The sequence below is a fragment of the Amycolatopsis viridis genome (assembly GCF_011758765.1).
In the GTDB taxonomy this organism is placed as follows: Bacteria; Actinomycetota; Actinomycetes; order Mycobacteriales; family Pseudonocardiaceae; genus Amycolatopsis_E; species Amycolatopsis_E viridis.
Map to the genome: position 1 here is coordinate 2,687,059 of NZ_JAANOU010000001.1, position 17,158 is coordinate 2,704,216.

The following is a 17,158-nucleotide window of genomic DNA, read 5'->3' on the forward strand; positions in this document are numbered from 1 at the left end:
GTCCTTCGCAACGAACAGGGGCGATTAGCTCAGCGGGAGAGCGCTTCGTTCACACCGAAGAGGTCACTGGTTCGATCCCAGTATCGCCCACCGCATGTTTTCCCTGTTCAGACGGCTCGTCGGCGTTCATCGCCGACGGGCCGTCGGCATGTGCGGGGAGCGGATGGGGAGCACGGCGTCCTGACCTTCTTCGCGAATCCTCCGACTAGGTCACGCCGGATCCTCTTCCTGACCTGGGGTTTCGTCCCAGCGCCACCCGCCGTCCTGCTCCCAGTGTCGCTGCAGAGTGGCCAGCCTCGACTCTCACGTGATGTCCGTCACGTGAGAGTCGATGTCATCGGGGTCTTTACGCTTGTGTCCCAGGCGTAACAGCCGGAGGGTGTGCGGGCCGCCGTCTTCGAACAGCGATGTCTAGTGGGTGTGACGTAAGCCATGAAGAAACCCCCCTGGGTGAGTGGTGCGCGGCCGCGGCTCGGGTCGCGAAGTTCCCCGGCGAGTGGTCATGCCGCCCGGCCCCTGGTGCAGAGGTGGCCGGCGGGGCGGACGAAGGCTGGTGACCTGCCACGTCAGCTTCCAGCCGTGGGAGACCAAGGTTGACGCCCGTTCCAGCAGGCTGTCGTAATACTGGAGTCCGAGGACCATCGGATCAGGTTGACCGTCTAGAGCACCCCATCGCGCCGCGTTGGCCTGACCAGAACTCTCGGGCAGGCCGGAGCTCGACAGGAGTAGTGGACGCAGGCCTAGGTGCGACGGGCTGTTTGCGGTCTGGTCAAGTGGCGACGGCAATGAGCGCTTCGAGCGTATCCGGCCGCTTCGGCCCGCCTCGCCCCATCGAATACGGCTGGTTCAGGAGGCGGCGCCCACCCGTCCCATATCCCGGGAGTAGCACCCCGCACCCCGGAGAGGCCAAGGTGTCCCCGGGCCCAGCGGCTCATCAGACCTGTCCCGCCCTGGACCCTGCCAGCGCGCGAGCACGGGAGTGCTGCGAGGGAGCCCCGTGGCGAACAGGAGACATTGGTGGGCGCTCAGCCGGATCCGGGATTCGGGATGCAATACGGAGCGGGCCAACAGTGATATAGATTTTCGGGTTTTTTGCCGTCTTTTCACTCGGATGGGTTCTTGTGGTGATCTAGTCACTGGTTGTTCACTTTCTCGTGAGGGGCTCGGTTCGACATTGCAGGACTACCGGGCGTCGCTCAACTTCGCACGATAGGGGGAGATCGTGAAATATCTTGTCCTTCGCATGAGAGGCATTGCTCTGTTGTGGGTGATGGCGTTGTTTGCCGGCATGCCGGTGGCGCACGCAATGGAGTACCGGCCCGCGGCTTTCGAAACGTTCGCAGGTATTTCTTGCCTGTCTGGGGCTTACCCTCACATCTCTTACAAAGGATGGGGCGTAGACTACGCCAAGAACACCAAGATCGATATCTATCTGGATGTTACAGGGCCGTCTACCGCGTCGGTGAAGCCTCTAGTGATGACCAGCCTCTATACGGATGGCAACGGCGCCTGGTCGTCGCCCACATACTCTGACCTCTCGTCCGGGGTGGGCACGTATCACCTGCACGTACGCGCGTACTCGACGAGCAGCGGCGCCTTGCTCAATGAGGCTTTCGGTGCTTGCACCTACTAGCCTTGGTTGGGTGTCCGGTTGCCGCGCCGGTGCAACTGCCATATCGTGCAGCAGAGGATCGCGTGCCCGGGGGAAGGTGCTCATCAATGTCCGAGGAAGTTTTCGAGAATCCGGCGTTGAACCCCACTAGAAGGTGGGAAGACTCCGTCGACGTTCGCAATGAGCTGTCGTTTATCGTGCATGGGAGCACGCCAGTCGATCGCATCGATTTTCTTCGAGAGTTGGTGGAGGTTGGCGAGATGCAGTTGAGTGATTCGCGCTCCCGTGATCTGGCGAAATTCTTCAATAAGGTTGCCACGGCGTTCGGATTTGTTCCGATGATTGAGTTCAGCGGAGAGTCCTGTTGGTTGACTCCGGAGGTGGTTGCTCCATTGCGTACTGTTTTGTCGCCGGCCTACCGTCCTGGAGAGTGATGAATTATTCTCCACGATCCAGCGATCTCTGTTGCTGATACCGTTACTCGCGGATCGGCTGCAGTGTCGCTGTGAGGCTAGTTCCGGCTCGGCCAGCTCCTTTTGTCAGACCGGCAACTGACTGAGCTCGGTCTTCGGGCATTGATGACGCGCCAGGTGAGCTACCGGACCTGGCGCGAGTCGCGCACGCGACGCTGGCGGCCCTCAGCTGCCCCCCGCTGGCTACTGGCGACCCGGCGTTCCAGCTACCGGTCGACCGGGGGCTTCACGCGCTGCACGGCCGGCGTTGGGGCGAGCCCGACAGGTCATGCGGACGCCGGCCCAGCACAATGAGACCAGCGCCGCGCGGCGGACTACCGTCTCTGCGGTGATCGACCCCGCCGTCCTGCACGACACCCGCGCCGCCTACGACGCCGTGGCGCCCACCTACGCCGAGCTCTTCAGCAACGTGCTCGAGACCCGGCCGATGGAACGTGCGCTGCTCGCGGCGTTCGCCGAACTCGTCCGGGTCCACGGCGCCGGACCGGTCGCGGACCTCGGATGCGGCCCCGGCCACGTGACCGCGCACCTCAACGCGCTCGGGCTGGACACCTTCGGCGTCGACCTGTCCGCCGAGATGGTCGCGCTGGCCCGCCGGGCGCACCCGCACCTGCAGTTCGACGAGGGGTCGATGGCCGCGCTGGACCTCCCCGGCGGAGCTCTCGGCGGCATCCTCGCGTTCTACTCGATCATCCACACGCCCCCGGTGCAGCTGCCCGCCGTGTTCACCGAGTTCGAGCGCGTGCTGGCGCCGGGCGGCCACCTGCTGCTCGGCTTCTTCGCCGGCGACGACCCCCGACCGCAGGAATTCGACCACAAGGTGACGCTCGCCTATCGATGGTCGCCGGACAGCCTCCTGGACCTGGTGCGGCAGGCCGGTTTCACCGAAGTGGGCCGGATGCTGCGCGAGCCGTACGAGCACGAGCGGCAGTTCCGGCACTGCCAGCTGCTGGTCCGCAAGCCCGGCAACCCCTGACCGCCGGCGCGCCGAACCGGCCACAGTGGACCCTGGTTCGTTGTTCAGCGGCTTGCGCCGGCGCGGTTCGCGGGGACTCAGACGGTGAGCAGCGCCGGGGCCAAGCCCGCCAGTTCGTCCAGCACGGCGGCGATCGCGGGGTTCACGTGACCGCCGCGCCGGGTGACGGTGAGGATCTTGCGCCGCGGCTCGTCCACGCAGGGGATCCGGACCACGGCGTGGTTCGCCGGCACCCGGGCCAGCCGCGGCACCAGCGCCACGCCGAGCCCGTGCGCGACCAGCGCGGTGGTGGCGTCCCAGTTCAGCGCATCGTGTGCGGCGTCCGGGGTGAAGCCGGCCGCGCCGCACGCGGCCAGGACGTGCGTGCGGCAGGTGCAGGGCGTGCTGGGCACGATCCACGGCTCGTCGGCGGCCTCGGCGAGGTCCACGCGCTCCCGGCCGGCGAGCCGGTGGCCGGGAGCGACCACCAGGTCGAACGGGTCGTCCACGAGCGGCCGCTGGTCGAACCGGGCGCGGTCGCGCGGCGGTTCGTCCGGGGTGGCCTCCACCACGGCCAGGTCGACCTCCCCGTCGAACAGCAGGTCGAAGCTGTGCGCGGCCTCGGCCTCCCGGAGTCGTGGGACGAGGCGGGGGTAGCGGCTGGTGAGCGCCGCCGCGGCCGGGGCGAGCAGCGCGCTCAGCGCGCCCGGGAATCCGGCCATCCGCACGAGCCCGGCGGGCTGGTCACCGTCGGCCCGCAGGTCCTGTTCGGCCAGTTCCCAGCGGGCCTGGATGTCGTCGGCATGGGCCAGGAGCCGTTGTGCCGCGGAGGTCAGCCGGACCCGGCGGCCCTGCGGCTCGAGCAGCGCCACGCCCAGCTCGCGGCTGAGCTGGCGGATTTGCTGGGATGCTGCCGACGGGGTGAAGTGCAGCGCCTGCGCCGCCGCGGTCACCGTGCCGTAGTGGTCCACGGCGCGCAGTACGTGGAGGCGGCGCAGGTCAATCATGTAGGCGATTCTTCACGGTCATGGGCCAAAACGCAACCTGGACCTGTCTGGATCATCGCGCAACCCTGGAGTTGAGGCCGTCCGCGGGGCGGCGACGACAACCCCGGGAGGTGTCCCGATGAGCACGGTGTGGATGTCCCTGTTCGCCGAAGCCGTGGTGGCGACGGGCGTCGCCGCCGCGCTGACCCGCTGGTCGGCCCGCCGGCGCCGCCCGAGCGCGAACTCCCGCCCGACGTGCCGGTAGCCGCAGGACGAAGGTGACATGACTTCCGCTTCCCGTACCCGAAGGTCCACGCTGATCTGGACCCTGCTCGCCCTGGTGCTGCTGTCGCTCAACCTGCGGGCGGCCATCACCGGGGTGCCCCCGGTGCTGAGCCGGCTCCAGGAGGGTTTCGGCCTCAGCGGTGTCGGGGCCAGCGTCCTCACCACCCTGCCGGAGCTGTGCGTGGGCATCTTCTCCGCGCTCGCCCCGGTGCTCGCCCGCCGGATCGGCACCGAGACGGCGATCGCCGCGGCACTCCTGGTGATCACCGCCGGGCTGCTGCTGCGCGTGGTGTCCGCCCAGATGGCCCTGTTCGCCGGGACCGTGCTCGCCGGAGCCGGGATGGCAACCGGCAACGTGCTGATTCCCGCGGTCATCAAACGGGTGTTCCCCAACCGGGTGGGATCACTCACCGGCTTGGCGATGATGCTGCTGTCGGTCGGCGGCGCGGCCGGTGCGGGGCTGGCCGTCCCGCTGGAACACGTCGGCGGCTGGCGGCTGGCCCTGGCCGCCTGGGCGGTCCCGGCGCTGGTCGCGGCCCTGGTCTGGGGCCCGCTCGCGCTCCGCGGGCGCAGGGAACTGCCGGACCGCGCGCCCGAGCCGGCCGCGGCGGGCACGCTCCTGCGGTCACCGCTGGCCTGGTGCGTGATGATCTTCATGGGCATGACGTCGCTGATGTTCTACACGCTGACGTCCTGGCTACCGGAGATCATGCAGGGGCAGGGGTTCACGCCCGCCACCGCCGGGATGATGAACTCGGTCATCATCATCATCGGCATCCCGCTCGGCTTCGTGGTCCCGGTGCTCGCCGCACGGCTGCGCGACCAGCGGCCGCTCGTGCTCGCGGTGGTCGTGCTGATGGGGACCGGGCTGGCCGGCCTGCTCCTGGCGCCGCGCGCGGGATGGGTCTGGGTCACCGTTTTCGGGGTCGCCACGGGCTCCGCGTTCCCGATCGCGCTCACGCTCCTCAACCTGCGGTCGGACACGCACGCGGTCACGGCACGGCTGTCGGGCATGGCCCAGTCCGGCGGGTATCTCCTCGCCGCGTGCGGGCCGGTGACCTTCGGGGTGCTGCACACCCTCAGCGGTGGCTGGAAGATGTCGATCTGGCTGCTGGTCCTGCTGCTGATACCCGAGCTCGGGTGCGGCCTGGTGGCGGCGCGGCCCGGCTTCGTGCGGCTGCGTACCCGGCGGCCCGCCGGTCGCCCCGGAGTCGGTGCGGGTGTGGGATGAGCTCCCCTCGCCCTGCTCTGCTCCGGTTCAGGGGTGCGTCTTCTCCGTGGCCGGTTTCGACCGGCGCGGCCGCTCGACCTCGTCGGGGAACACCCACTTCTTGAGCGCCCACCACCGGAAGACCATGGCCAGCAGGGTGCCCAGGATGATGCTGCTGACGAAGTCGGCCACCTCCTGCGTCAGCACGCTGACGGCGGGCGCCTGCAGGCCGAGCAGGTAGCGGGACACGTAGAGGGGCAGCGCGTTCACCCCGGCCGCCACCCCGCTGACCGCGAAGAACAACGCGGCCTCGTGACGGCGTTCCCGGCCGCCCCGGGACCGGAACGACCACTCGCGGTTCAGGACGTAGGAGAGGATGGTCGCGACCAAGGTGGCGATGATCAGCGCGGTCAGCGGCTTCGTGTGCAGGATGGTCAGCTTGAGGCTGTAGTTGACCACCACGGTGGCGACGAAGCAGACACCGCCGACCATCAAGAACTTCAACAAGGCGCGGTGCCGGATCAGCACGCTGCGGATCGGTCCCGGAAGGATTTTGAGCAGCTTCCCCACCAGCGCCATCGGGGTAGTCTAGACCACCTGGCCACCGCTGACGTGCCGGGTCGCACGGGCTCCCGGGGTGCGAATTCAGCGGTGCACTTTGGACCGCAGACCGTCGAGCAGCAGGCCGATGCCCGCCTCGAAGTCGCCGGATCCGCCGGGCTCCCAGTCGATTGCGCCCGCGCTGGCGGCCTGGAGCGCCGCCTGCTCCTCCGCCGTGTGGCCGAAGACGAGGTGCAGCAGGGCGCGGGTGCCGACCTCGACGAGGTCGCCGGGCAGGCCGGCGTCCCGCAGGGCGGCGCGCAGCTCGGTGGCCGGTGCGCTGGCGCCGAGGCCGAAGGTGTGGGCGGTGGCGACGACGTCCGCGCCGTCGCGGTAGGCCAGCATCGCGTCCCGCAGTTCGCCGCAGATCTCGGCCACCCGCCGGTCCCACGCCACGGCCCGGCGCTCGCGCTTGCCCCGGGCCAGGATCTCGTCGGCGAGCGCGGCCAGCAGGGTCTGCTTGTTGGGCACGTGGTGGTAGAGGGCGCTGGGCTGCAGACCGAGTTCGGCGGCCAGGCGGCGCATGGTGAGCGATTCCAGCCCGTACTCGTCGAGGACCGCGAGGGCGCGCTCCACGACATCGCGCCGGTGGTAGCGCACGCCGACTCCTCCCGTTGACCCGCCGAACGGGCTCAGTGTAGCGTCGGCGCCGCCAACCGAACACCGTTCAGGTTGTAGTCGAATCATCACACTGGGTCAGGAGTAGGAATGAGCTCCAGGTTCGAGCAGCTCGCCGACGCGGTCCTCGCCGGGACCGCCGCCACGCCCGGGGACGCCCTCGCCGTGCTGCGGGCGCCGGACACCGACGTGCTGGCCGTCGTCGCCGCGGCGGGCAGGCTGCGCCGTGCGTACTTCGGGAACACGGTGAAGGTGAACTACCTGGTGAACCTGAAATCCGGGCTGTGCCCGGAGAACTGCACCTACTGCTCGCAGGCGCTGGGCTCCGCGGCGCCCATCCTCAAGTACTCCTGGCTGTCCACGGAGGAGGCGGTGAAGCAGGCCGGCGCCGGCATCAGCGGCGGCGCCGCCCGGGTGTGCCTGGTCGCCTCGGGGCGCGGACCGTCCGATCGCGACATCGACCGGGTCGCCTCGATGGTCGGCGCGCTCAAGGAGGAGCACCCCGGCGTGGAGGTGTGCGCCTGCCTCGGCCTGCTCGCCGACGGGCAGGCCGAGCGGCTGAGGACCGCCGGGGTGGACGCCTACAACCACAACATCAACACCGCCGAGAGCAACCACCACACCATCGTCCAGACCCACACCTACGCCGACCGGGTGGACACCGTCGAGAAGGCGAAACACGGCGGGCTCTCCCCGTGCTCGGGTCTCATCGCCGGTCTCGGCGAAACCGACGAGCAGCTCGTCGAGGGGTTGTTCGCGCTGAAGGACCTGGACGCGGACTCGATCCCGGTGAACTTCCTGATGCCCTTCGACGGCACCCCGCTCGAGCACACCTGGGAGCTCACTCCGCTGCGCTGCCTGAAGATCCTCGCGATGGCGCGGTTCGTGTGCCCGGACAAGGAGATCCGGATGGCCGGCGGCCGCGAGATGCACCTGCGGTCGCTGCAGCCGATGGCGCTGCACGTGGCCAATTCGCTCTTCCTCGGCGACTACCTCACCTCCGAGGGCCAGGCCGCCGAGGCCGACCTGGAGATGATCCGCGACAACGGTTTCGTCGTGCTGGGCTCGGACGCGGACCGGGCGCGCACCGAGCCCGCCGATCCGCGGATCCGGCGCCGCGGAGCCGGCACCGGTCTGGTCCCCAATGCCTGAGCCGAGGTCGCCCGAGCAGCTCCTCGCCTTCGATCGCGCGCACCTGTGGCACCCGTACACGTCGATGACCGATCCGGCGCCGGCCCGGCTGGTGACCGGCGCCGCCGGGAGCCGGATCACCCTCGACGGCGTCGGCGACGTGGTCGACGGGATGGCGTCGTGGTGGTCGGCCATCCACGGCTACCGGCACCCGGCGCTCGACGACGCGGTGCGCCGCCAGCTCGGGCAGATGGCGCACGTGATGTTCGGCGGCCTCACCCACGAGCCCGCCGTCGAGCTGGCGTCCCGGCTGGTCGGCCTGATGCCCGCCGGGCTGGAGCACGTGTTCCTCGCCGACTCCGGATCGGTCGGCGTCGAGGTGGCGATGAAGATGGCGCTGCAATACCAGCGCGGCACCGGCCACCCGGAACGGACCCGCTTCCTCACCGTCCGCGGCGGTTACCACGGCGACACCTTCGACTGCATGAGCGTGTGCGACCCCCACGGCGGGATGCACACGATGTGGTCGGAAATCCTGCCGCAGCAGGTGTTCGGGGAGCGCCCGCCCCGGCACGACGAGGACGTCGACGCGTGGGCCGCGGGTTTCCGCGCGCTCGCGGCGCAGCACGCCACCGGTCTCGCCGGGCTCATCGTGGAACCCCTGCTGCAGGGCGCCGGCGGCATGCACCCGTACCCCGCGCGGTGCCTGCCGGTGTTCCGCGAGGTCGCCGACGAGCACGGCCTGGTGCTGATCTTCGACGAGATCGCCACCGGTTTCGGCCGCACCGGCACCTTGTTCGCCGCCGAGGCCGGGAACGTCGTGCCGGACGTGCTGTGCGTCGGCAAGGCCCTCACCGGCGGCTACCTGTCGCTGGCCGCGACGGTGTGCACCCGCGAGGTCGCTCGTGGACTGTCCGCGAGCGACTCCGGCGTCCTCATGCACGGCCCGACGTTCATGGGCAACCCGCTGGCCTGCGCGGTCGCCTCGGCCAGTCTGGACCTGCTGTCCACAGGGGACTGGGCGGGCGATGTGCGCCGGATCAACGCGGGTTTGCAGGCGCTGTCCGCGATCGACGCCGCCGACGTGCGCGTCCTCGGCGCGGTCGGGGTGGTCCAGCTCGACCACCAGGTCGACGTCGTGAAGGCGACCGAGGCGGCGCTGGCCGAAGGCGTCTGGATCCGGCCGTTCCGCGACCTGATCTACACCATGCCGCCCTACGTGTGCACCGACGACGACATCGCCCGGATCTGCGCCGGGATCGCGGCCGCGGCGGCGGTCGCATGAGCACCTGGGCGGACTGGCTCGCCGCGCAGCGCACGGCGCGGGAGGCCGCCGGCCTGCAGCGCGTGCTCCGGCCGCGGGCAGCCGACGACGACCTCATCGACCTGGCGAACAACGACTACCTGGGGTTGGGCGGCCATCCCGCCGTCCGCCGGTCGGCGGCCGATGCCGCACTCCGGTGGGGTGCCGGTGCGGGTGCCTCCCGTCTGGTGACCGGCACGACCACGCTGCACGCCGAGCTGGAGCGCGAACTGGCGGGGTTCACCGGCCGCGAGGCGGCGCTGGTGTTCTCGACCGGCTACCACGCCAACCTCTCCGCGGTGACCGCGCTCGCCGACCGGGACACCCTGATCGTCTCGGACGCCCACGTCCACGCGTCCCTGATCGACGCCGCCCGGCTGTCCCGCGCGGCGATCCGCGTGGTGGCCCACAACGACGTCGCCGCGGTCCGGGCGGAACTCGCCGCGGCCGGCGGCCGGCGGGCGCTCGTGCTGACCGAGTCGGTCTTCTCGGTTCTCGGCGACACCGCGCCGCTGGTGGAGCTCACCGAGGTGTGCGCCGCCCGCGACGCCCTCCTCGTCGTCGACGAGGCGCACGGGCTCGGCGTGCTCGGCGACGGCGGCCGGGGCGTGCTGCACCGCCTGGGCCTCCACGACCATCCGCACGTGGTCATGACCGCCACACTGTCCAAATCGCTCGGTGCCATGGGCGGCGCGGTCCTCGGTTCCGCCGCGCTGGTCGACCACCTCGTCAACCGGGCACGCCCGTTCATCTTCGACACCGCACTGGCGCCGGCCGCCGCGGCGGGAGCGCTGGCGGCGCTGCGCGTCCTGCGCGGCGCGCCCGACCTGCCGGCCCGCATCCACGAGCGTGGTGCCGAGCTGGCCGGCCGTCTCGGGGTGCCCCGCTCGGCGGGCGCGGTGCTGTCGGTGCCGATGCCGTCGCCGCGGCGGGCGGTCGCCGCCCAGGCGGAGGCTCTTGCGGCGGGCGTGCGGGTCGGTTGTTTCCGGCCGCCGTCGGTACCCGACGGCATCTCCCGGCTGCGGATCACCACCCACGTCGGACTCGACGAGGCGCGCTGGGCGCGCGCCATCGAGGTCCTGGCCCGGGTGATCGCGGATCGCGCGGAACCGGCGCCGTGGGGCGCACGGGGTGGCCAAATAACCGGCTACCAACAGTAGTTGTGTGCGCCTGAGCAACGGGAGCCGTCCGGCACCTCGACAGCCCCGAACGGGGGGCCGGGAACGCCGGGAATGCCGTGGAGTGGCGTGTAACGCCGCTCCGAATACCACCGACTCCAGGGCAGACGTAGCCCCAGACGGGGTGCGCCGAGCAAGAGGCACGGTTACTGACCGTAATCGTCGGCGTGGTCGGGGCGCCGGCACCAGCCGGACGTCGCGGGAGGTCGGATGGAAGAGCCGGTGCGGAAGCCCACGCCGCTGGGGGAAGCGCTCGTGGGCTCCGAGACGCCAGCGCCCGCCCGGCTGCACGCTGTCGGCCCCGCGGACAAGGCCACCCCGCGCGCCGCGGCCCAGCCCTGGGAGATCCGGTACCGCGCCGCCGTCATCGCCGGTGACGTGGTCGTCACCCTGGTGGTCGTCGTCGCCGGTGCCCTGCTCATCCTGGACCTCACCGGGCGCCCCTACTTCCTGCACGCCACCGGCACCGCCGGCGCGATCCTGTGCGCGCTGCCGCTCAACCGCGCGTGGAGTCAGCACGTGCTCGGCGAGGGCACCGAGGAGTTCCGCCGCCTGGGCCGCAGCCTGCTGGTCGCCGGGGTGGTCGTCGCGCTGGCCGGTCTGCTGTTCGGCGCCCTGGACGTGCAGCCGTGGGTCTTCTACGCGGTGCCGGCCGTCGCCGTGCTCGCGTTCCCGCTGCGGTACGGGCTGCGGCAGGTGCTGCACCGCGCCCGCCGCGCGGGGGAGTGCATGCACCCGGTGGTGGCGGCCGGTTCCCCGGAGACGCTGCGGGACCTCATCGACCGGACCCGCAGCGAGACCCACGTCGGCTGGCAGGTGTCGGCGGTGTGCACCGCGACCGGGCAGGGCGAGCACGGCACCGGGGAGATCGGCGGCATCGCCGTGGCGGGCCGGCTCGACGACCTCGCCGACCAGGTACGCCGCGGCGGGTACCGCGTCGTGGCGGTCACCTCCGATCCGCAGTGGACACCGCAGCGCCTCCAGCAACTGGCCTGGGACCTCGAGGGCACCGGCGCGGAGCTGGTCGTGGCGCCGGTGCTGATGGAGATCGCCGGCCCGCGGCTCAACGTCTCGGGTGTGCTGGGCATGCCGCTGCTGCGGGTGTCCGCGCCGACGTTCACCGGCGGGCGGCGCGTGGTGAAGGACGTGGCCGACCGGCTGGGCGCCGCGGCGCTGATCCTCCTCACCGGGCCGCTGCTGCTCGGCATCGCGGCGCTGATCAAGCTCAACGACCGCGGACCGGTGTTCTACCGGCAGCTGCGCGTGGGCCGCGACGGCCGCACCTTCACGATGATCAAGTTCCGCACCATGGTCCTGGACGCCGACCGGCTGCGCAGCGGGCTGCTGGCCGACAACGAGGGTTCCGGACCGCTGTTCAAGCTGCGCCGCGACCCGCGGGTCACCCGGGTCGGTGCGGTGCTGCGCCGGTACTCGCTCGACGAGCTGCCGCAGCTGTTCAACGTCCTGGGCGGCACCATGTCGCTCGTCGGGCCGCGCCCGCCGCTGCCGGCCGAGACCGCGAACTACGAGCGCGCCGCGCGCCGCAAACTGCTCGTCAAACCCGGCATGACGGGCCTGTGGCAGGTCAGCGGCCGCAGCGACCTGTCGTGGGAGGAAAGTGTCCGGCTCGACCTGCGGTACGTGGAGGACTGGTCGCTGGCCCTGGACTTGGCGATCCTGTGGAAGACCCTGCGAGCCGTCGCCGGAGGCCGCGGCGCCTACTGACCGCGGTTCTGGCACGCTTCGGGAGGTGCAGGCAGTTTCCTTCCCCGATCTCCGTTCGGTCGCGCTGCTCGGCGCCCACTGCGACGATGTCGCCATCGGCGCCGGCGGCTCCTTGCTCACCCTGTGCGCGCACCGCCCCGGCCTCGAGGTGCACGCCCTGGTCCTGTCCGGCGGCGGCACCGCCCGCGCCGCCGAGGAACACGCGGCGCTGACCGAGTTCTGCGCCCCGGCCCGCGTCACGCTGACCGTCCTGGACCTGCCGGACGGCCGGATGCCCGCGCACTGGGACGCGGTCAAGGACGCGGTCACCGCGCTGCGCGGCCGCGTCACGCCGGACCTGGTGTTCGCGCCGCAGCCCGGCGACCGGCACCAGGACCACCGGCTGCTCGCCGAGATCGTGCCCACCGTGTTCCGCGACCAGCCGGTGCTCGGCTACGAGATCCTCAAGTGGGACGGCGACCTCGGCCGGCCGTCGGTGTACCAGCCGCTGACCGACGAGGTCGCCGAGGCGAAGGCCGACCTGCTGGCCAAGCACTACCCGTCGCAGCACGGCCGGGACTGGTACACCCGCGACGCGTTCCTCGGCCTGGCCCGGCTGCGCGGGGTGCAGCAGCACACCCGCTACGCGGAGGCGTTCTACGTGGACAAACTGGCGCTGGCGCTGGGGACGGGGGAGCGGTGACGACCTGCCGTGCATGCGGTGCGACCGACGGGGAGATCGTGCTCGACCTGGGCGAGCAGCCCCCGTGCGACCTGTTCCCGCCGGCCGCCGACCCGGGTCCGGACCCGGTGTGGCCGCTGCGGATGTGGATGTGCGCGCGGTGTGCGCTGGCCCAGCTCGTGGAGGATCCCGGTACCGCGGAGGAGCCGGCCGGTGTGGAACCGAAAGCGCTGACCGACCAGGCCGCCGACGCGGTCGGACGGCTGGTGCGCGCCGGGATCGCGCGTCCCGGGGCGACCGTCGCCGAGTTCGGCAGCCCGCACGGCGGCTCGTGGCTGCCGTTGCTGCGGGATGCCGGGATGCGCGAGACGGCCGGGGACGAGCCCGCGGACGTCGTGGTGGACTCCTTCGGGCTGATGCACGAACCGGACCAGCGGGCGGCGATGGCGCGCCGCGCGGCCCGGCTCGCGCCCGGCGGCGCCCTGCTGATGCAGTTCCACTCGCTGGCCGCGATCGTGGCGGGGGGACAGTGGAACGCCTTGCGGCACGGGCACTTCGCCTACTACTCGGCACCCGCGGCGATCACGCTCGCCGCCTCGGCCGGACTGCACCCCGGCCGGAGCTGGGCCTTCGACCTCTACGGCGGCACGGTCCTGCTGGAACTGCGCCGCGACGCGGAGCCGGACGAGACGACCACCGCACTGGTCGCGGCCGAGCGGGCTGCGGGGGTCACGCAGATCCCGGTCGTCGCCGGGCTGGGCCGGGCGGTGGACGCGGGCTGCGACCGGGTGGTGACGCGGCTGCGGGAGCTCGCGGGGCGCCGGGTCGTCGGTTACGGTGCCGCGTCCCGCGCGGTGGTACTGCTGCGGCGTGCCCGGATCGATGTCGATCTGCTGCCGGAGATCGCGGACGTGTCCCCGGCGAAGCAGGGCCGGCGAATGCCCGGCACCCGGATTCCGGTGGTCTCGACCGACGCCCTCACCCACCCGATCCCGCAGGCCGTCCTGCTGTTCGTCCCTGATCTCGAGCCCGAGGTGCGCGCGGCCTTCCCGCAGCTCGACGGGGACCACTGCGAGTGGATTCCCGGCTGAGCCGCGCGGGGGTGAAATGATCGAATAGAGCAATTCATCTGATGTTGGTTAATCACTGTCCGGCGGGGAATTACAGAGAGTGTGCTGATTCACTCGATCGGCGGCAACCGACCACCCGGTTACTCGTAACGCCTCCCCCCGTGATCCCTATAGTCACGTTGGTGAAGCCCCGCTCCAGGACGGGGTGACGTGACCACACGGGAGTAGCCGACACATGCCAGCCGAGCCGCTGTCCTGCCGCCTGTGCGGTGCGCCTGGCCTGTGCAGTGTTGTCGATCTCGGCGCGAGCCCGCCGTGCGAGTCGTTCCTCGCCCCCCAGGATCTCGACGCGCCCGAACCGGCCTATCCGCTGCACCTGCGGATTTGCCCGGCGTGCCTGCTGGTCCAGCTGCCGCCCCTGATCGATCCCGTGGAAACGTTTACCGAATACGCCTATTTTTCGTCCTTTTCCCACTCCTGGCTGGCGCACGCGGCCGAATTCGTCGGCACTGCCGCCGCCCGGCTCGGTCTGGGCCCGGACTCGTTCGTCGTCGAGGTCGCCAGCAACGACGGCTACCTGCTGCGCAACGTCGTCGCCCGCGGCGTGCGCTGCCTGGGGATCGAACCGTCGGTGAACGTGGGTGAGGCGGCGCGCGCGGCCGGGGTGCCGACGCTGACCGCCTTCCTGTCCGCGGAGACCGGCGCTGCGGTCCGTGCCGAGCACGGGCCCGCGGACCTGGTGGTGGCGAACAACGTCTACGCGCACATCCCGGACATCCTCGGGTTCACCCAGGGGCTGCGCGCCCTGGTGGCCGACGACGGCTGGGTCTCCATCGAGGTGCAGCACCTGCTCCGCCTCGTCGAGCTGACGCAGTACGACACGATCTACCACGAGCACTTCCAGTACTACACGCTCGCCACGGCGCAACGGGCCCTGGCGACGGCCGGGCTGGCCGTGACCGATGTCGAGCTGCTGGACACCCACGGCGGTTCGCTGCGCGTGTGGGCCCGCCCGGCGGAGGCCGCCGGCGAACCGGGTCCGCGGGTGGCCGAGGTGCTGGCCCGGGAGCGCGCCGCCGGGCTGCACGACCTGTCCGGTTACCACGGTTTCGCGCACCGCGTCGGCGAGATCCGCCTGGCCCTGCTGGAGTTCCTGATCGGCGCGAAGCGCCGCGGCGAACGGGTGGTCGGCTACGGTGCGCCCGGCAAGGGCAACACCCTGCTCAACCACTGCGGGATACGGCCGGACCTGCTCGAGTACACGGTGGACCGCAACCCGTACAAGCATGGCCGGTTCACCCCGGGCACCCGCATCCCCATCCTGGAGCCGGAGCGGATCGCCGCCGATCGCCCGGACTACGTGCTCGTGCTGCCCTGGAACCTGCGGGCCGAGCTGACCGAGCAGCTGCGGTACGTGGCCGAGTGGGGCGGCCGCCTCGTCTTCGCGATCCCCGAGCTGGAGATCGTCTCCCTGGAACTCCCCGTGCCGCTGGCTGTCGAGGTGAACTGAATGAAGGTGGTGCTGTTCTGCGGTGGCTACGGCATGCGCATGCGCAACGGGCCCGCGGACGACGTCCCGAAGCCGATGCAGCTGGTCGGCCCGCGGCCGCTGCTGTGGCACGTGATGCGCTACTACGCGCACTTCGGGCACACCGAGTTCATCCTGTGCCTGGGCTACGGCGCCCGGCACATCAAGGACTTCTTCCTCACCTACACCGAGACCGCGTCCAACGACTTCGTGCTGCGCGACGGGCGGGTGGAGCTGCTGTCCACCGACATCAGCGACTGGTCGATCACCTTCGTGCACACCGGCATCGAGTCGCCGATCGGTGAGCGGCTGCGCCGGGTCCGGGAGCACGTCGCGGGCGAGGAGATGTTCCTCGCGAACTACGCCGACGTGCTCACCGACGCCCCGCTCGACGTGATGGTCGCCAACCTGGCGGAGTCCGATGCGGGCGCGTCGATGATGGTGGTGCCGCCGCAGTCGTCGTTCCACTGCGTGGAGTTCCGCGACGGCTCCAACCGGGTCGCCGGGATCAGCTCGGCGAGCCGGCTGCCGCTGTGGGAGAACGCCGGCTACTTCGTGCTGCGGCAGGAGATCTTCGACCACATCCCGGAAAACGGCGACCTGGTCGAGGACGGCTGCGCGGCACTGGCCGAAAAGGACCGGCTCATCGCCTACCCCTACCGCGGGTTCTGGCAGCCGGCCGACACGTTCAAGGAACGGGCCGCGCTCGACGCGGCCTACGAAAGCGGCGCGCGGCCCTGGATGCTGTGGGAGCAGCCGTCCGCGATCCCGGCGGGGGTGCGGTGATGCGCGTCCTGCTGACCGGGCACCAGGGATACCTGGGATCGGTGATGGCGCCGGTCCTGCGCGCGGCCGGCCACGAGGTGCTCGGCCTCGACTCCGGCCTGTTCGCCGCGTGCGTGCTCGGTCCGCCGCCCGACGACCCGCCGGGCGAGCCGGTCGACCTGCGGGACGTCCCCGCCGCCCGGCTGTCCGGGGTGGACGCGGTGATCCACCTGGCGGCGCTGTCCAACGACCCGCTCGGCGCGCTAGCGCCGGAACTGACCTACGAGATCAACCACACGGCGTCGGTGCAGCTGGCGAAACTCGCCAAGGACGCCGGTGTGCGCCGGTTCCTCTACGCCTCGACCTGCTCGGTCTACGGCGCGGCGGGGGACGACCTGGTGACCGAGGACGCGCCGCTGCGCCCGGTCACCCCGTACGCGGAGTCGAAGGTGCGGGTCGAGGACGACCTGCACGACCTGGCCGACTCCGGGTTCAGCCCGGTGTACCTGCGCAACGCGACGGCCTTCGGGTTCTCGCCGCGGCTGCGCGCCGACATCGTGCTGAACAACCTGGTGGGCCACGCCGTGCTCACCGGGCAGGTGCGGGTGCTCTCCGACGGCACGCCCTGGCGGCCGCTGGTGCACGCGCACGACATCGCCACCGCCTTCGCGGCGGCGCTCACCGCCCCCACCGAGGCGGTGCACGACCGGGCGTTCAACGTGGGCACCGAGGTCAACAACCTGACGGTGCGCCAGATCGCCGAGTCCGTGGTCAGCGCGGTGCCGGGCTCGCAGCTGCTGATCACCGGCGAGGCCGGTCCCGACCCGCGCTCCTACCGGGTGGACTTCTCCCGGATCCGGCAGGCGCTCCCCGGATACCGGGCGGAGTGGACGGTGGACGCCGGCGCGCGTGAACTGGCCGGGCACTACACCCGCCACGGCCTCACCCGGGACGCCTTCGCGCAGCGCTACACCCGGCTGGCGTGGCTGAAGGCCGAACAGGCCCGCGGCGCACTGGCCGCCGACCTGCGAAGACAACCGACCTGACCGCAGGGCCCC

Annotated in this window: 17 protein-coding genes and 1 tRNA gene; 15 read left to right on the plus strand and 3 right to left on the minus strand. The window is 71.2% G+C overall.

Annotated elements, in window-relative coordinates; all coding sequences use genetic code 11:
• The first annotated feature begins 18 nt into the window (after nucleotides 1-18).
• From FHX46_RS13260 to FHX46_RS13275, 4 genes are all read left to right on the plus strand, one after another.
• Nucleotides 19-90, plus strand: a tRNA-Val gene (locus tag FHX46_RS13260).
• 1,132 nt (nucleotides 91-1,222) lie between these two features.
• Nucleotides 1,223-1,633: a hypothetical protein gene (locus FHX46_RS13265; protein ID WP_167113848.1), complete on the plus strand. Its 411-nt coding sequence runs from the start codon at nucleotides 1,223-1,225 to the stop codon at nucleotides 1,631-1,633.
• Nucleotides 1,634-1,719: 86 nt separating this feature from the next.
• Nucleotides 1,720-2,046: a hypothetical protein gene (locus FHX46_RS13270; RefSeq protein WP_167113851.1), complete on the plus strand. Its 327-nt coding sequence runs from the start codon at nucleotides 1,720-1,722 to the stop codon at nucleotides 2,044-2,046.
• A gap of 367 nt (nucleotides 2,047-2,413) precedes the next feature.
• Nucleotides 2,414-3,061 carry a class I SAM-dependent DNA methyltransferase gene (locus FHX46_RS13275; protein ID WP_167113854.1) on the plus strand — a complete coding sequence of 216 codons (648 nt, stop codon included), beginning with the start codon at nucleotides 2,414-2,416 and terminating at the stop codon, nucleotides 3,059-3,061.
• Between the two features lie 77 nt (nucleotides 3,062-3,138).
• Here FHX46_RS13275 and FHX46_RS13280 read toward each other — a convergent pair whose 3' ends face one another.
• Complete coding sequence (locus FHX46_RS13280) at nucleotides 3,139-4,047, minus strand: LysR family transcriptional regulator (protein WP_167113857.1); 909 nt, start codon at nucleotides 4,045-4,047, stop codon at nucleotides 3,139-3,141.
• A gap of 118 nt (nucleotides 4,048-4,165) precedes the next feature.
• Here FHX46_RS13280 and FHX46_RS28820 point away from each other — a divergent pair, with 118 nt between their 5' ends.
• Together FHX46_RS28820 and FHX46_RS13285 are read left to right on the plus strand one after the other, a co-directional pair.
• Entirely contained in the window at nucleotides 4,166-4,291 is a 126-nt protein-coding gene (locus FHX46_RS28820; RefSeq protein ID WP_279589463.1) for a hypothetical protein, read from the plus strand.
• Between the two features lie 18 nt (nucleotides 4,292-4,309).
• The gene (locus FHX46_RS13285) at nucleotides 4,310-5,542 is read left to right on the plus strand and encodes a CynX/NimT family MFS transporter (RefSeq protein WP_167113861.1); all 1,233 of its coding nucleotides are present in this window, start codon (nucleotides 4,310-4,312) and stop codon (nucleotides 5,540-5,542) included.
• A gap of 27 nt (nucleotides 5,543-5,569) precedes the next feature.
• Here FHX46_RS13285 and FHX46_RS13290 read toward each other — a convergent pair whose 3' ends face one another.
• Nucleotides 5,570-6,100: a GtrA family protein gene (locus FHX46_RS13290; RefSeq protein WP_167113864.1), complete on the minus strand. Its 531-nt coding sequence runs from the start codon at nucleotides 6,098-6,100 to the stop codon at nucleotides 5,570-5,572.
• A 66-nt stretch (nucleotides 6,101-6,166) separates the two neighbouring features.
• Complete coding sequence (locus tag FHX46_RS13295) at nucleotides 6,167-6,721, minus strand: TetR family transcriptional regulator (RefSeq protein WP_167113867.1); 555 nt, start codon at nucleotides 6,719-6,721, stop codon at nucleotides 6,167-6,169.
• Nucleotides 6,722-6,829: 108 nt separating this feature from the next.
• Here FHX46_RS13295 and bioB point away from each other — a divergent pair, with 108 nt between their 5' ends.
• From bioB to FHX46_RS13340, 9 genes are all read left to right on the plus strand, one after another.
• Complete coding sequence (gene bioB / locus FHX46_RS13300; protein ID WP_167113869.1) at nucleotides 6,830-7,891, plus strand: biotin synthase BioB; 1,062 nt, start codon at nucleotides 6,830-6,832, stop codon at nucleotides 7,889-7,891.
• Nucleotides 7,884-9,155 carry an adenosylmethionine--8-amino-7-oxononanoate transaminase gene (locus FHX46_RS13305; RefSeq protein WP_167113872.1) on the plus strand — a complete coding sequence of 424 codons (1,272 nt, stop codon included), beginning with the start codon at nucleotides 7,884-7,886 and terminating at the stop codon, nucleotides 9,153-9,155. Before bioB ends, FHX46_RS13305 begins: the two co-directional genes overlap by 8 nt.
• Entirely contained in the window at nucleotides 9,152-10,333 is a 1,182-nt protein-coding gene (locus FHX46_RS13310; RefSeq protein WP_167113875.1) for an 8-amino-7-oxononanoate synthase, read from the plus strand. Before FHX46_RS13305 ends, FHX46_RS13310 begins: the two co-directional genes overlap by 4 nt.
• Before the next feature lie 228 nt (nucleotides 10,334-10,561).
• Nucleotides 10,562-12,076, plus strand: coding sequence for a sugar transferase (locus tag FHX46_RS13315; RefSeq protein WP_167113878.1), 1,515 nt, complete (start codon nucleotides 10,562-10,564; stop codon nucleotides 12,074-12,076).
• A gap of 25 nt (nucleotides 12,077-12,101) precedes the next feature.
• Nucleotides 12,102-12,758 (plus strand): PIG-L deacetylase family protein, encoded by a 657-nt coding sequence (locus tag FHX46_RS13320; protein ID WP_167113880.1) that lies wholly within the window; start codon nucleotides 12,102-12,104, stop codon nucleotides 12,756-12,758.
• Nucleotides 12,755-13,828 carry a class I SAM-dependent methyltransferase gene (locus tag FHX46_RS29020; protein WP_167113883.1) on the plus strand — a complete coding sequence of 358 codons (1,074 nt, stop codon included), beginning with the start codon at nucleotides 12,755-12,757 and terminating at the stop codon, nucleotides 13,826-13,828. Before FHX46_RS13320 ends, FHX46_RS29020 begins: the two co-directional genes overlap by 4 nt.
• A gap of 214 nt (nucleotides 13,829-14,042) precedes the next feature.
• Nucleotides 14,043-15,317 carry a class I SAM-dependent methyltransferase gene (locus FHX46_RS13330; RefSeq protein ID WP_167113886.1) on the plus strand — a complete coding sequence of 425 codons (1,275 nt, stop codon included), beginning with the start codon at nucleotides 14,043-14,045 and terminating at the stop codon, nucleotides 15,315-15,317.
• Nucleotides 15,318-16,121 carry a glucose-1-phosphate cytidylyltransferase gene (locus tag FHX46_RS13335; protein WP_167113889.1) on the plus strand — a complete coding sequence of 268 codons (804 nt, stop codon included), beginning with the start codon at nucleotides 15,318-15,320 and terminating at the stop codon, nucleotides 16,119-16,121.
• Nucleotides 16,121-17,146, plus strand: a complete 1,026-nt coding sequence (locus FHX46_RS13340; protein WP_167113891.1) for an NAD-dependent epimerase/dehydratase family protein — start codon at nucleotides 16,121-16,123, stop codon at nucleotides 17,144-17,146. The genes FHX46_RS13335 and FHX46_RS13340 overlap by 1 nt, the downstream gene beginning before the upstream one ends.
• Nucleotides 17,147-17,158 lie beyond the last annotated feature (12 nt).

Bases quoted from the DNA above. Each gene is read 5' to 3' on its own strand.
- FHX46_RS13310 (WP_167113875.1), top strand. From the start codon at position 9,152: ATGAGCACCTGGGCGGACTGGCTCGCCGCGCAGCGCACGGCGCGGGAG.
- FHX46_RS13285 (WP_167113861.1), top strand. From the start codon at position 4,310: ATGACTTCCGCTTCCCGTACCCGAAGGTCCACGCTGATCTGGACCCTG.
- bioB (WP_167113869.1), top strand. From the start codon at position 6,830: ATGAGCTCCAGGTTCGAGCAGCTCGCCGACGCGGTCCTCGCCGGGACC.
- FHX46_RS13305 (WP_167113872.1), top strand. From the start codon at position 7,884: ATGCCTGAGCCGAGGTCGCCCGAGCAGCTCCTCGCCTTCGATCGCGCG.
- FHX46_RS13340 (WP_167113891.1), top strand. From the start codon at position 16,121: ATGCGCGTCCTGCTGACCGGGCACCAGGGATACCTGGGATCGGTGATG.
- FHX46_RS13290 (WP_167113864.1), bottom strand. From the start codon at position 6,100: ATGGCGCTGGTGGGGAAGCTGCTCAAAATCCTTCCGGGACCGATCCGC.
- FHX46_RS13330 (WP_167113886.1), top strand. From the start codon at position 14,043: ATGCCAGCCGAGCCGCTGTCCTGCCGCCTGTGCGGTGCGCCTGGCCTG.
- FHX46_RS13270 (WP_167113851.1), top strand. From the start codon at position 1,720: ATGTCCGAGGAAGTTTTCGAGAATCCGGCGTTGAACCCCACTAGAAGG.
- FHX46_RS28820 (WP_279589463.1), top strand. From the start codon at position 4,166: ATGAGCACGGTGTGGATGTCCCTGTTCGCCGAAGCCGTGGTGGCGACG.
- FHX46_RS13335 (WP_167113889.1), top strand. From the start codon at position 15,318: ATGAAGGTGGTGCTGTTCTGCGGTGGCTACGGCATGCGCATGCGCAAC.
- FHX46_RS13280 (WP_167113857.1), bottom strand. From the start codon at position 4,047: ATGATTGACCTGCGCCGCCTCCACGTACTGCGCGCCGTGGACCACTAC.
- FHX46_RS13315 (WP_167113878.1), top strand. From the start codon at position 10,562: ATGGAAGAGCCGGTGCGGAAGCCCACGCCGCTGGGGGAAGCGCTCGTG.